Raw genomic sequence first — 13,720 nt, forward strand, 5'->3', positions numbered from 1 at the left:
ACGGGGACTAGTTACTTTTGAAATACTTTCGTCGATTTGATCATAACATCCCGGATAGGCCGATCATTCTTATCTGTTTTCACCAGCGACATTTTCTCTACGATATCGAAACCGTCCACCACTTCTCCGAAGATCGTCACGGAACTATCCAGGTGGGGCACTCCGCCAACCGTCTTATATACTTCGCGGTGTTCGGCGGGAATAACATACGGGCCCAGGTCAGCCAATGTATCCTCCACCATAACCAAAGCACGGTTTGTCAGTTCCGTTTCCAAAGAGTCGGCAGCCAGTGCCGGGTCTTCTTTCTTCAACCGGTCCAGAAATTTATAATATAACCAGTTACGGCGAATCTGGTTGATCCGTACCTCTTTCTCATCCAGTTCAGCATCAGTATGTTTCTTCCCCTGCACAAAACAAAACTGAGTTCCGGCCGATGCACGTTCGGGATTTACATCATCGCTTTCCTTGGCATCGATCAGAGCACCTCGTTTATTGAAATGGTTGGGAAGTATCTCGGCAGGAACGGTATAACCTCCATCACCGTCTCCATACAAAACACCTGGTTCATGGGCTTTGCTGGTCGGATCACCGCCTTGCACAACAAAGTCTTTAATGATACGGTGAAATAGCATCCCCTCATATTCACCCGACTGGCACAACCGGATGAAGTTATCACGATGCAAGGGAGTGTCATCATACAACAGGACAGTAACATCTCCCATAGTCGTTTTCACTGTCACATAAACGGGTTTCGAAGGGTCCAGCGGTTTATCGCCACAAGAGATCAAAGTAAACAAGACGAGTAAAAAGGCGAATAGTTGTTGTTTCATAACGAGTCGTTTTTATTATTAATACAGTCATTATCAGAATTGATTGTTACTTTTGACTAGGTGCTTCATACACCAGCATCTGACACCGCTTACAATCAAACTGCAACCTCAGCCGAGTATCCTTATATAAAAGGTAATAGGGTTCCTTATAAGGTGACTTCTCTTTCTGATACGTTGGACACCATCCCATGCTATACCGCAAGCAATGCTTGCTAAACATCAACGGAACATCTTTCTCCGGTTTTAATTCGAAAGCATCTGCAACCGTCTCTACTCCATGCGCCTTATAAAAAGCTTCCGCCCGGCTATTTGATACATTCCCCAGATAAGTCAACTGGCGTTCCGGAAAAGGAACCTCTTCCGCAGGTTCAACCTTACGCGAGAGTTCACGCTGATAACGGATCATACGATCTGACTGCAACTTCTCTACGGCCTTGCGACGCATATCCGCCAGAAGAGACGACGGGACGAACCAGTTTTCCCCCATTCCTATATGTACTTCCGATGCTTCAAACGGCGTGTTCCCCAACTTGGCAAGTTGCGTCCGGATATTGTCGGCCTGGTCACGACGTGCCAGCTCTTTATCGAACGGCTCGGTCAGCATCACACGTGCTCCCGTTTCATCTTCCATCACCAATGTAAAACCGAAAGGATTATCCAGGAATTCGATCTTTACAGCCAGCTTACGTTCGGCAGAAGGTTTCGCCAACTGCTTTTCAAAAACCTGGTCAAAGTTACGATACAAAGGCGTCTTGGGCTTTATATCCGGCATATCCAGCGGAAAGACACGATTCGCCTCTACCCTGTTGACACGAAACCCTTCCAACTCACCGCGACTATTGAAGAATACCAAGCCATCCCCATTATTCAGTTGCTTCACTCCGGCGATGGTAAACGAATTGCCTTTCAGTTCCTTGACGGTTCCGACAGGTTCACCTAACGATTTCGGAGTATTGAAAGCTGCTATATCTTTTGTACGTTCATGCAGGAAGAAAGGAGTAAATCCCCGGTTGAAACTTTTCTCGGCTACCGGCTCAAACTCATAGGTACTCTTACCCGCCGATGCACGGCAATATTCCGGACGACGTGCTAGGATAGCATCCAGTTTCTTCCGGTAATAAGCCGTTATATTCTTTACATAAGTGACATCTTTCAAGCGCCCTTCTATTTTAAAAGAAGAAGCACCCGCATCCAGCAGGGCTTCCAGTTGGTCGGAACGGTTCATATCCTTGAGTGATAACAAATGTTTGTTATGAACGATTTCCGTCCCGTTCGCATCCACCATCGAATAAGGCAACCGGCAATATTGCGCACACTCTCCCCTGTTTGCGCTTCGCCCGCTCAAAGCCGCACTCAGATAGCACTGCCCGCTGTAACTCACACATAATGCGCCATGCACAAAAACCTCCAGCGGGACAGAAACCTGTTCCGATATGCGGCGAATCTCATTCAACGACAATTCGCGCGCCAGAACCACCTGTGTAAAACCGGCTGCCTCCAGAAACTTCACCTTTTCAGGCGTACGGTTATCCGTTTGTGTGCTGGCATGCAGCGGGATAGGTGGCAGATTCAAGCGAGTGATCCCCATGTCCTGCACGATCAGAGCATCGGCTCCTGCCTGATAGAGTTGCCGGATCAGTTGCTCCGCTTCCGGCAATTCTTCTTCCCGCAGAATGGTATTTAAAGCCACATAGATACGGGCATTATATAAATGAGCATATTCACAAAGAGCACGAATATCCTCCAACGTATTTCCGGCAGCGGCACGGGCCCCAAACTTCGGCGCACCGATATACACGGCATCAGCCCCATGATTAATGGCTTCAATACCACAGTCCAGATCTTTAGCCGGCGATAATAATTCTATGCGGCGGGGTTTTATTGGCATATTGTTATTTCAGATTTATCAAAAAAGTACAACTCACAAAACAAATTCGCGCATTGCCTCCGGTTGCCAGCCACGGTAAACAGCGGCTAGCAGGCGTAAGCGGGTGTTACCGGTGCTACTGAGTATCTTCTCGTCAGTAGCGTAACGGCGCAATTGTTTTTCGGCTTCCTGCAATAAGGCTTCCACATCGGTTGTCGTATCATCCCGTTTCAGGAATTTCAACTCTACCAGATAGGAATATTGCATATCCGGATAGTTTGCCAGGTTGGGCATCAGGTAAAGATCGGAGAAACCACGGCCCGCTTCAAACTCAGGCCAGATAATAAAGTAATCCGTCAACCCCATATAAGCAACCATCAGTGTTTTAATGGTCGACTCCTGATAGATCACATCACGAAGAACCGCTTTCTTATCAACCTGACGGGCAAAAAAGTCCAAAGCAGCTTCCCACTCCCCGAAATAAGCCATACGCCGCATCCGGTCGGACAAGTCCATAAAAGGAAAAACGACCGACTCACGTTCTTTCATCGCTTCCACCAGATAACTGTAAATCTGTTCGCGGACGGCCAGGTTGGGTACTTTCATGATCGTTTCGCCATATTCCATCCGGTCATAAGTCAACAAACCGAAATAATATAACAGTGAGGTAAAGTTACCCGGATCGGCCAGGTTCTCTGCTGGAAAACTGTCTTTTATCACGTTTCCGTTCACTTCGCCGGTATCGATCAACTTTGTAATGACCGAACAACCTTCTTCCTGCATCCTGTCGATACGGATAAAATGGCGCAATTTGCTGTAATCCGTCCGGATATTACGGTCGACCATTTCGGAAGGCGGACGTTTCTTCTGTAAATAATTATTCAGGAAATAGAGCACCATATCCGAATTATACATCGTTTGCCCGATACATTCTTTGGCAAAACAGTAATTATCGTACCAGGGTTTCATCATCCGGACAATATCATCGATAGAATCGACCAGCATACCTTCCGATTGGTAATAAGATAACATCTCATGCAGTTCCGATTCGCTGAAACCAACCATCGAATTAAACCGTTCATCTGTCGTTATATTCGTCCCGATATTGAAACCACTCGTCACATCATCCAACGTAACAGGCGATACACCGGTAATGAACATTCGTTTCACAGGGGCTTCCGCTCCGGTGGTAACACCTTTTACCACATAAAAAAATGAGCGATAGAAACCTGAATCGTGCGTCAAAGAATGATACACATCATTTCCTTTAGAGGATAATATCGTATTGGTAAAATTATCGTATTCGTCGATCAGCAAGTAGATAGACAACCCTTGTTCTTTGGCACACAGGCAAATATATTCCAAACGTCCGGCAGCCTCCGGAATCAATTTTAGCTGTTCCTGGAAATCAGGTTTAAAATAAGAAGCATATACGCTGGCAAAATACGCTGTTTCCAGACTGATATGCCGGTTGAAGGCAGCTTCCAGTTTATCGTCCGTAGCCCTTACCATGCTGAAATTAAAACGTAAAACCAGGTATTTACCCTGTTCAGCAGTCGGATGCTTGCCGATGTATTGATTGCCGAACAGTTCCTCAAAACGGTCGGCATATTTCACATCGTAATAGCAGTTAAGCATATTCAGGAACAACGATTTCCCGAAACGGCGCGGACGGATCAGAAACAGGAAAGCTGCTGTCTTTTCCAGATCTTCAATATATTTCGTCTTATCCACATAGTAAAAATCTTCTGTTACAATACGAAAATAATCCGTTAATCCGTAAGGTATTTTCTTTGCCATATATACTCTTTATTTAATCGTTTCGTCAGCCCCTTTCGGTAGCAATATTTACAAACTCCCCAAATTCTTTATATCCTCAATATTGAACGGAGTTGCCTGGTAAACGTAATAGTTCAGCCAGTTTGTGAACAACAGGTTTGCATGGCCGCGCCAACGGACTACAGGGCCCTGGGCCGGGTCGTTGTTGCGGTAATAGTTGTGGGGAACGGAAATAGGAAGGCCTTTATTCAGGTCGCGGATATATTCATCGCTCAACGTATAAGGCGAATATTCGGAATGGCCCGTAATATAAAACTCACGTCCGCCGCGCGACATCGCCATATAAACGCCCGACTCCTCGCTCTCCGAAAGAAGCGTCAACTCCGGCACCTTCCGGATATCTTCGCGACGTATTTCGGTATGACGGCTGTGAGGCACATAAAACTCATCATCGAACCCTCGGAATATCGGCAGATAAGGCTCACGCAACGTATGCCGGAACACACCGAACATCTTTGCCGGCAAATCATATTTAGGCACACCATAGAAATGATACAATCCCGCCTGCGCCGCCCAACAGATATATAATGTAGAGGTTACATGCGTACGCGCCCAGTCGAAGATCGTCGTCACCTCTTCCCAGTAACTGACATCTTCAAAAGGCATCTGTTCTACCGGAGCGCCGGTAATGATCATTCCGTCGTAATAATCTTTCTCTATATCGTCGAAGTCTTTATAAAACTCCTGCATATGTTCGATCGGAGTATTCTTTGGGGTATGGCCCTTTATCTTCATAAAGTCCAGCTCCACCTGCAAAGGGGTATTACTCAACAGACGGATCAAGTCTGTCTCTGTCGTGATCTTCAACGGCATCAGGTTCAGCACTACGACACGTAGCGGACGAATATCCTGGGATGATGCACGCAAGGAATCCATCACAAAGATGTGTTCCTTCTTCAGAAGCTCGATAGCGGGTAAATTCTTTTGTAAATTTAATGGCATTGCAATTCCTCTCTATTTATTTTTCAGAAGTACAAACTTAAACAAAATATACGATTCGGTAGCGTATCCCAGACAAGATTTTTTTATTACGACTTTACTCTTTCTGAAGGGGAAAAATAAATTCGAAGAACAAACAACAGACTTTTTATATAATAGTTCTTAATGAACTAATCTTTTATTAACCGCCACAAATATAGGAAGAAATATTGATATACAAAGAGTATAACAATTTATTTCATTATAAATAAAATCACTCAAAAGCATACCCGATTAACTATTTTTCAGATTATGAGTATTGATTTATAAGACTTTGGATATTCATAACTTACCATAGTTCATTAAGAACTATGATAAAATACATTCATTATGGCAACAAACGATCCTAAAAAACACAGCATTACCGGCAATCTAGTAGCAAATATGCTGACAGAGCGTGAAGATGATTATACTTTCAATGTCACCTACACAGCCAATCGAACAATCAAAGACCTTTGCAAATTGGCCGCCAAAGGTAAAAGTAAATTCACAGCCTCCGAACTAGAAAATGCCTACAACGATCTTGAGGAACAGGCAAAGATAGAATTATTCAATGCCGCTACTGTCGAGTTCGGTCTTGCCAACAATTCATTAGGCGTTGACGGTTCATTTATCGGACCGGGGGCTAAGTTCGATCCTAACCGCAACAGCGTCACACTGCGCTGTTCCCCACGTGCCATATTAAAAGAAGAGCTGGAAAGTATCAGTGTCATAGTCGGCCAGGTATCGGAAGGATTGCCAACCATTACCAAAGTAACCGATGTAGTCACAGGCGAAGTAAATGGCCGGATCACCCCGGGCGGCAGTCTCAATGGCGAAGGAAAGCGCGTACGTATTGTCGGTGAAGAAGGCAAACCCATCGGTTTCTTCTTTATCAAGACAAGCGACGAGACCGAAACGGCCGTTCCTATGACAGCCCTTTCGCGCAACGATCCTTCCTACTTCTCATTTATCATTCCCCAACTAGCCGATGGGACCTATTATCTGGAAGTAGCTACCCAGGCGGGAACCAACAGCAAGACACTGGTAAAAGAAGTGCGGCGCAACCGTTTTCTCTATGCCCTCACTGTCGGCAACGGCGGAAGCGATCGCCCCGAAATAGAATAATACGCTCTACCCTCTTTGACGGTCATCGTCAACGATCGTTGACGGCGACCGTCAAAGAGAACCGACGAGAACCGTCAACACGGGTTGACGCCATCCGTCAAAAAAACATCCGAATACACCGCAAAAAGCAAACAATTTTCTCATCCTATAAATATGAATAAATCAGACTTAGCCAACCATGTGGCGAAACGCCTGCACATCAGCCATAGCGATAGTCTACGCTATCTAAACACACTGATAGAAGAAGTGGAAGCGATTCTGGCTGGGAACGAATATCTCACGATACAGAATTTCGGAACATTTTCACCCTGGCATCAGGCGGCACGTCCGGGCCGGAACCCGAAAAACGGAACGAACCATGCGATACCGGCACGTACCAGCGTGAAATTCAAACCCGGAAAAAGAATGCTTGAAAAGCTGAACCCGACCCTCCGTGCCATCATCTGCCTGCTATACCTGTCGGTCATGGCGGGATGTTCCGTCGAAGAGCAACCGGCAACCGGAGAATGGATTCCGGTAGAGGTCAACATAGGCGGCATCGAGCAGATAGAGGTCAGCCCGATGGGGACGAAAGCCTGGGATACCGAGCTACCTCCCATCGTTAAAACAAAGTTTAATACAGGCGATGAGATCAAGCTGACTTATACACTGGACGGCACCCCTGTAACCGAACCCTTTGTATTAAACGCCGAGGGAAAGTGGGAAAAAAAAGACGGCACTACATTCTTTCTCCCTGCAACCGCAGACAACAGCGCCCCGGTGAAGATAAAAGCGGAATACGGTACCCCGATACCGGACAATCCCGGTTATAGCACTGAGGAATACCTGATTGCCGATGCAGTTACGACTTACGATTCACACTATTATAATTGCAATTTCGGCCAGTTCAAACGTCCGGCAGATTATACCTGTTTATATATAAAAATCCTGATCCTTAATCCTCCCATTCAGGCGGGCGACAGAACTTTATATTTCACAAATGCTAAATTCTACACTACCCCAGACTGGACGGGAGGAGGAGAAACGACACCCGTGTTTCCGATTACCGATGAAACCATCAATGTATTTTACAAAGGTTCCTTTACAGCCTACGGTGTCTATCTGACCCCGATGGAGTCAGGTACACACGACGATATAGATATCCCGTTGTTCAACGCATATGACGAGAGTACTTATATAGAATTCAATTCCGGTATCATCACCCCGGTTCAATTAATAATTCCATTCACGCCTGAATCATGAAGTTTTACTACCTGTCTATCATCATCCTGCTGACAGTAAGTTGTTCGAACGAACTGGCAGAGAAACCGCATGCCGGAGGAACTCCCATCGGTATCGGAGAGATCAGCACACGCGCCGACGGAACGCCCACGTGGGTGTGGCTGCAAAACGATCAGTTGACCGCAACCGTCAACGGCCTGACAGCCGTCTACACCCGTACTGGCTCCGGAGGATGGACATGCGGCAATACAGGTTTCACCAAGGAAGCGCTCGGCACAGTGGCCGCCAACGACATCGCCCTCACGTTCGGCACACAGGCGCTCATCACCGACCAGACATCCCCGGAGAGCTACCGTCTGGCCGACTATATGACAGGTAACGGATCGCTCGATTTCCTGACGATCGACGGTACCCTCTCCCATCGATACACCGACCTGGTGATCGAAATAACCGAAGGCAACGGCTGGACCGAAGGACAGTTTGCATCGACAATGGCAGACGCTTCCGAGTTAACGGTAAACATGTCGAACCCGGCCGGCCGGGTATCCGCCTGTCATAATGCGGCTACTTTCCGTGCCATCATTCCCCCCGCCAATCTGCCGAAAGGCACGGGCGTGTCACTGGCAACCCTCACCCTGGGCTCAGGCAGCGGAACGCCTGCCTCCCTGAAAGGGCAAACGGCTACCATTACTTACAACAATACAAACAACGAAGCAAACCTGGAAGGCAAACGCCTTACGCTCACCGCCTCACTGGATATCTCACTCGATGTTACGATAACCGTGACCGGTATCACAATCGCAGACTTTTACTATCAGCCTGTCGGTTCAACTTTCACACCCGATTAATATCCATACAATAATACAGATCAGCAATGAAATCATATCGCATACTCAGTAAATACATAGCAGGGATATTGGCACTGACAGGTGCCTTGTCCGGTTGCACACACGAAGAAACAGAGGACGGTTCCAAAGTACCCCTCAGTATCTCCGCATCCTTTCAGGCCTATACCGGCGAGGTCAGTTCCCGTGGTGCAGGTAATCCGACGGTCACGATAGCGTTGAATACCACTCCGGAGGAATATAGCACCTACGGTAAAACGTATCAGGTAACCTCCACCTCCCCTATCACCTTCACACCAGAGACTCAGGGAGAAGCCTTGACGATAGCAGGCAGCGCCGCCTCCACACCGCTTACCATATACGGATGGCTGGACGAAAACACACCGGTCTGCTACACCAACGACAACATATCCGTCAGCAACGGAAACATAACAAACGTCCAGCTCTCACCCGCCTATGCCTGCATCGGCGTACGCATAAAGAAAGACGATCAGAGGGAAGCAGCCGGAAAATATACGATCGGGAGCGCTTTGCAGAGGATAGGAACATACTCGACAAACAACAACTGGAATACAGAACAAGCGAAACCGCAGTTAATCGGTGTTTCGGGATCGTCAACGATCCTAAACACCGATATATCAGCCTCCGGGGGTGAATTGGCAACCGATCTCTCCCCCGAATATTTTATGCGGATAGTTCCACAGCAAGTGTCGGCGAATTTCCAAAACCTGTTTACCGTTACCCTTCCGGACGGAACAACACTGAGCGTTCCTTCCGGTAGAAGAGACTTTCCAGCCTTCGAGCCGGGCTACTGCTATCTGTTCAACGTGAACATTAGCCGTGATGCCGAATTACAGATCGAAGGGATCGAAACAATAACCATGAATAGCAGGGTAGATGTAGCGGCTATTGATGTCCAAAAAGCCAGGTTGGGTATTTATACGTTGGAAGATTTGAAAGCATTCAGGGATGCGGTGAATAATCGTGGTGATCTCGCCAGATGGACTAGTATAGATACTGAGACTGGTAAAGATGTTATCAACTTATATATGGATATCGATCTGAAAAATGAAGAATGGATACCGATCCAAAGCTTTGATGGCATTTTCAATGGCAATGGGCATACGATATCTAATCTGAATTTATCGGCGACGAAACCTAGTGGGTACTTAGGATTCTTCAGCGCAGCTAATTCAAACAGTGAAATAAAAGGACTTACGATAGACGGAGTTACTATGACTGGTGACAATCGTCCAGTGGGAGCTATTGGAGCTATTGCCGGAGAATCAACTGGATCCATTACCGATTGCCATGTAAAAGGTCGTATTCAACTTATCGCCGGTCAGTATGCCGGAGGAATAGTGGGAATATATGAAGGTTATTATACGAACGGGAAAATTCTTGCTGCATGTACAGTACAAGCGGAAGGAGGGAGCATAACAGGAAAAGATAGTCGGGGTGCCGGTTGTATAGTCGGTATAGTATCAGAAAACTCATATGTTATAGGTTGTATTGCGCATGATATCACTTTATCCATACAGCAGAATGCCTCGCTGGGAGCGATTGCTGGGATGATTCAAGGCGAGAAGGTTTTTTGTTGCCTGATGTACAATTGCCAGGTCGATAAACCTGATTATGCCGGAGCAGTTTTCTACGGAATGAAAGAGTGCTATTACTATAATGTCTTTGGGATAAGTAGTGACCAGTATATGAAATCATCGCTCGAAGAACTCAGCGAGGAATCATTTATTAATGACCTAAATTACTATATAAATAGTCTAGGTCTTTTTGCCTGTCACTACAAAGCCTCACCCACCCCGTCTGAAACAGGTCCGACTATACACATGAAATATTATTATGAGTAGGTCCTGATCATATTAAAGCCGATTTGCAAACGATTGATGTAACATAATATTGAAAGAGAACATGCATACATTGAAATATCCCCTATTTACAAACTGGAGAAAACTCCTGACAGTATTCGCACTGTCAGGAATTGGGTTGTTGTTTGTCGCTTGCGGCAAAGATGATCCGGAACCGGGACCTGTGCCACCGGACCCTGTACCTCCCACACCGCCAACACCCGTTGTGCCGGATGCTCCGCGTGCGGTGGCTCTCCGCCTGCTGGCCCTTCCAGCCGGAGATAATCCCGAACCGTGGTCGGTAGCCGATACACTGCATCTGGTGCTGGCGGAGCCCAATGGCCGCACGGCTTTGGGCGATACCGCTTTATATCGTTATGCTTTCGGGGAGGGTGCGGATCATCCGGGACGCTTCCTACCCGTATCCGTAGTCGACAGTGCATTCCTGCCGTCCGATAGCAGTGAGGTAGACCTGATGGCCTACCGTCCGGCTTCGGCCGCCCTGCAATCCGACAGGCTCCGGCTACCGGTAGACAGCCGCGAACTGACAGCCCTGGGGCGCCCCCTGATGACGGCGGCACGTACCGCTGGAATCCATGCCGGACAGCCTGAAGCAAGCATTATGCTGGTACACCGGCTCACACGGTTGTATGTAAGTCTGAATAAAGCGAGCAAAGCTAATCTCCAAAGAAGCAGTGTCTCCGCTACGAAAGCAGACGAAACGACCATCACATTCCATGGTAACCCGGCACAGGGTATCTGGAGCCTGCCCGACGAGGCATTCGTGGAATATGGCGAGCCTGTCTCCCAGCCTTTTATCGTACAATCCGACGGAACGGGCGGATACCTGTATGCACTGCCGGGATGGCCCGGACAGCCGGATGGGCAAAAGCCGGAACTGTCGCTGACCGTACAAATTCCGGAACATGATCCACTGGAAATTCCCTTGAATAAATATCTGCCTGAAGGACTACTGGAAGCAGGTATTTCCATCGACATACAGATAGAGGTACCGGAAGTTCCTGTGCCCGCCCCGGATATTCTCCGTATTCAGGTCACCCTGAGCGATTGGGAAAATATCATTTACGATGTATCCCTTTTACCGGACAGGAACCATAGAGATGTGAAACACTAGCAGTATAAAACAATTAAATAACAGTATGATATGAAAACAACATTATTCACACATGTAACCGTGGCCTTTAGTTGTTGCCTGGCAACATTCACCGCTTGTGCAGGCCCCGAAACCGAGATTGATCCGATCGGAAACGCTCCTGTAACTATCTCCGCTTCCATAAGCGGAGAGGTGGTAACCAAAGCGGATAACAATTACCAACCGGCAGAAGGAAACAAGAAAATCTTTCTGTATTATAAGGACGGAAGTAATGTAAAGGCACACGAAAAGGGAGTCTATTCCTATAGCGGAAGTTGGACGGCTGAACTGTCAGGAAACAGCATCTTTTGGGATGATCTCGAAGATGTAAACGGGGAATATCCATTCTTCGCCGTTTCGCCCACAGACCTGGACAAGGCAACGACTGGCTCTATCGTGCAAAACCAAAGTGCCAACGCCGACTTCGCCAATTCCGACCTGCTGATGGCATTCTCTGAAGTGGCTGCCAAAAAGGCTAAAGTCCCTCTTATCTTCAAACACATGCTGGCTAAGCTGACGGTGAAGGTGAAAGTGGGTACTATAACCAACTTTACGAGTTCTACGGTTACTATTCAAAATGCAAAAAAGGAGTTTACGGTTAATTATACATCTCCGGCACCTACCGCCGCTGTTCCGGCTACAGTCGTAGTTAAGTCTGACGCAACTACGACAGAACTCACGCCGCATAGCGAAGCTGACGACTCCTATGAGGATAACGGAGTAAAAACGATAAAGGTCTATTCCATCATTCTTCCGGCGCAAGAGATCAGTAACAGTGGTGCAAAAGTAAAAACCACCATTACAGCCGGAACAGCTACCAATGTATATACCTATGCCCCCGTAATTCCTGTCAGTCTGGCAAATGGGACACATACCACCCTGACGCTTACGGTAAAAGGTACAGGTGTCGAGCTGGATGATGTGAAGGTAACCGACTGGACAACGGCCGCGGCAGACGGCAATATAACTATCGATACCCCGTAAACCTGATCACTATAACATATTATTCACTAGTTAAATATTAAGATTATGAGAACAAAACAAATTGTAAGTGGTACAGCCGCTTTAGCGCTAAGCGCATTGTTATTCAACGCATGTAATAACGAGAATGACCCAACGCCTGCCATCAGCAGCAAGTATGTAACGATTGTCCCCACCGTGACCGGTGAAGTGATCACAAAGGCAAGCAGCTCTTATGGGCAGACAGGCGACCAACTGTATCTATATTACAATACGGCCGGAAATACAGCTACCGGCCAGTATGCCGATTTCCGTTACGATGGCGCCATCTGGGATTTGGGCGCGGATAAGATGAAGTGGGCCACAATACATGCTGCTGCTACCGGTTCCATTCCTTTCTATGCAACAGCCCCTGTTGCTGCTCCAACTACAGCCAAAGTGGAAACGAATCAAAGTACAGCCGACAAGTATAAAAACTCGGACTTGCTGGTTGCTTACACATCGATAGCTAAAGCCGCAAGTGACGACAAATACACAGCGCTGTCTCTCGACTTAAAGCATGCGTTAGCCAAGCTGACCATCGAAGTAAATGCAACAGCGATAGATAATCCCGTTATCAAATCGGTGACAATCAAAGATGCTATAGCTGATTATACAGTTACTTACAATGGTTCTGATCTAACTCCGGCTACAACAACTGTTAGCGGATCCAATAAAGTGAATATCAAACCGCTGGCAGACAGAAGTGTTTTCAGTGCTGTTCTACCGGTACAGACCATTCAAGATGTAAATGGAATCACAATCGTTATTGAAGTCGGCAATGCTACATTTACTTACAAGCCAGCAACTGCCATTAATTTGATACAGGGTAAGAACACCACGCTAAAACTTCGCCTGAACGGTGAAGGAGTAATCCTGGGTGATGTCTCTGTTTCCGACTGGGGTACAGGCGATATTAAAAATGATAATATCACAGCAGACTAGGGTTGTAAAAGGGATGCTTTTTAACTTTTCGCCCCACTCCGCCTTTACAGGTGGTAGCGGGGCGAAATTATTTT

Annotated in this window: 11 protein-coding genes; 7 read left to right on the forward strand and 4 right to left on the reverse strand. The window is 47.0% G+C overall.

What is annotated here, in order from left to right:
* Positions 1–11 precede the first annotated feature (11 nt).
* The 4 genes from C825_RS22005 to metA are packed head-to-tail and all read right to left on the reverse strand — an operon-like array spanning position 12 to position 5,478.
* Positions 12–830 carry a peptidylprolyl isomerase gene (locus C825_RS22005; RefSeq protein ID WP_007657588.1) on the reverse strand — a complete coding sequence of 273 codons (819 nt, stop codon included), beginning with the start codon at positions 828–830 and terminating at the stop codon, positions 12–14.
* Positions 831–876: 46 nt separating this feature from the next.
* Complete coding sequence (locus tag C825_RS22010; RefSeq protein WP_010800191.1) at positions 877–2,718, reverse strand: peptidase U32 family protein; 1,842 nt, start codon at positions 2,716–2,718, stop codon at positions 877–879.
* Positions 2,719–2,751: 33 nt separating this feature from the next.
* Complete coding sequence (locus C825_RS22015) at positions 2,752–4,497, reverse strand: PD-(D/E)XK nuclease domain-containing ATP-binding protein (RefSeq protein ID WP_010800192.1); 1,746 nt, start codon at positions 4,495–4,497, stop codon at positions 2,752–2,754.
* Between the two features lie 48 nt (positions 4,498–4,545).
* Complete coding sequence (gene metA, locus C825_RS22020) at positions 4,546–5,478, reverse strand: homoserine O-acetyltransferase MetA (RefSeq protein WP_010800193.1); 933 nt, start codon at positions 5,476–5,478, stop codon at positions 4,546–4,548.
* 366 nt (positions 5,479–5,844) lie between these two features.
* Here metA and C825_RS22025 point away from each other — a divergent pair, with 366 nt between their 5' ends.
* The 7 genes from C825_RS22025 (at position 5,845) to C825_RS22055 (ending at position 13,646) form a co-directional block, all read left to right on the forward strand.
* A complete protein-coding gene (locus C825_RS22025; RefSeq protein WP_010800194.1) occupies positions 5,845–6,621 on the forward strand; it encodes a DUF4469 domain-containing protein in 777 nt (258 codons plus the stop codon).
* A 153-nt stretch (positions 6,622–6,774) separates the two neighbouring features.
* A complete protein-coding gene (locus tag C825_RS22030) occupies positions 6,775–7,863 on the forward strand; it encodes an HU family DNA-binding protein (RefSeq protein WP_010800195.1) in 1,089 nt (362 codons plus the stop codon).
* Positions 7,860–8,690, forward strand: coding sequence for a hypothetical protein (locus tag C825_RS22035; RefSeq protein WP_010800196.1), 831 nt, complete (start codon positions 7,860–7,862; stop codon positions 8,688–8,690). Before C825_RS22030 ends, C825_RS22035 begins: the two co-directional genes overlap by 4 nt.
* 26 nt (positions 8,691–8,716) lie before the next feature.
* Positions 8,717–10,552 (forward strand): hypothetical protein, encoded by a 1,836-nt coding sequence (locus tag C825_RS22040; protein ID WP_010800197.1) that lies wholly within the window; start codon positions 8,717–8,719, stop codon positions 10,550–10,552.
* Positions 10,553–10,613: 61 nt separating this feature from the next.
* A complete protein-coding gene (locus C825_RS22045; protein WP_007659134.1) occupies positions 10,614–11,684 on the forward strand; it encodes a fimbrillin family protein in 1,071 nt (356 codons plus the stop codon).
* A gap of 30 nt (positions 11,685–11,714) precedes the next feature.
* Positions 11,715–12,686, forward strand: a complete 972-nt coding sequence (locus tag C825_RS22050) for a fimbrillin family protein (protein WP_007659135.1) — start codon at positions 11,715–11,717, stop codon at positions 12,684–12,686.
* A 45-nt stretch (positions 12,687–12,731) separates the two neighbouring features.
* Positions 12,732–13,646 (forward strand): fimbrillin family protein, encoded by a 915-nt coding sequence (locus tag C825_RS22055; RefSeq protein ID WP_007659136.1) that lies wholly within the window; start codon positions 12,732–12,734, stop codon positions 13,644–13,646.
* The last annotated feature ends 74 nt before the right edge of the window (positions 13,647–13,720 follow it).

This window comes from Parabacteroides sp. ASF519 (assembly GCF_000364265.2).
GTDB lineage: Bacteria > Bacteroidota > Bacteroidia > Bacteroidales > Tannerellaceae > Parabacteroides > Parabacteroides goldsteinii.

Coding starts and splice junctions, on each gene's coding strand:
- C825_RS22005 (WP_007657588.1), bottom strand. CDS start 830: ATGAAACAACAACTATTCGCCTTTTTACTCGTCTTGTTTACTTTGATC.
- C825_RS22010 (WP_010800191.1), bottom strand. CDS start 2,718: ATGCCAATAAAACCCCGCCGCATAGAATTATTATCGCCGGCTAAAGAT.
- C825_RS22015 (WP_010800192.1), bottom strand. CDS start 4,497: ATGGCAAAGAAAATACCTTACGGATTAACGGATTATTTTCGTATTGTA.
- metA (WP_010800193.1), bottom strand. CDS start 5,478: ATGCCATTAAATTTACAAAAGAATTTACCCGCTATCGAGCTTCTGAAG.
- C825_RS22025 (WP_010800194.1), top strand. CDS start 5,845: ATGGCAACAAACGATCCTAAAAAACACAGCATTACCGGCAATCTAGTA.
- C825_RS22030 (WP_010800195.1), top strand. CDS start 6,775: ATGAATAAATCAGACTTAGCCAACCATGTGGCGAAACGCCTGCACATC.
- C825_RS22035 (WP_010800196.1), top strand. CDS start 7,860: ATGAAGTTTTACTACCTGTCTATCATCATCCTGCTGACAGTAAGTTGT.
- C825_RS22040 (WP_010800197.1), top strand. CDS start 8,717: ATGAAATCATATCGCATACTCAGTAAATACATAGCAGGGATATTGGCA.
- C825_RS22045 (WP_007659134.1), top strand. CDS start 10,614: ATGCATACATTGAAATATCCCCTATTTACAAACTGGAGAAAACTCCTG.
- C825_RS22050 (WP_007659135.1), top strand. CDS start 11,715: ATGAAAACAACATTATTCACACATGTAACCGTGGCCTTTAGTTGTTGC.
- C825_RS22055 (WP_007659136.1), top strand. CDS start 12,732: ATGAGAACAAAACAAATTGTAAGTGGTACAGCCGCTTTAGCGCTAAGC.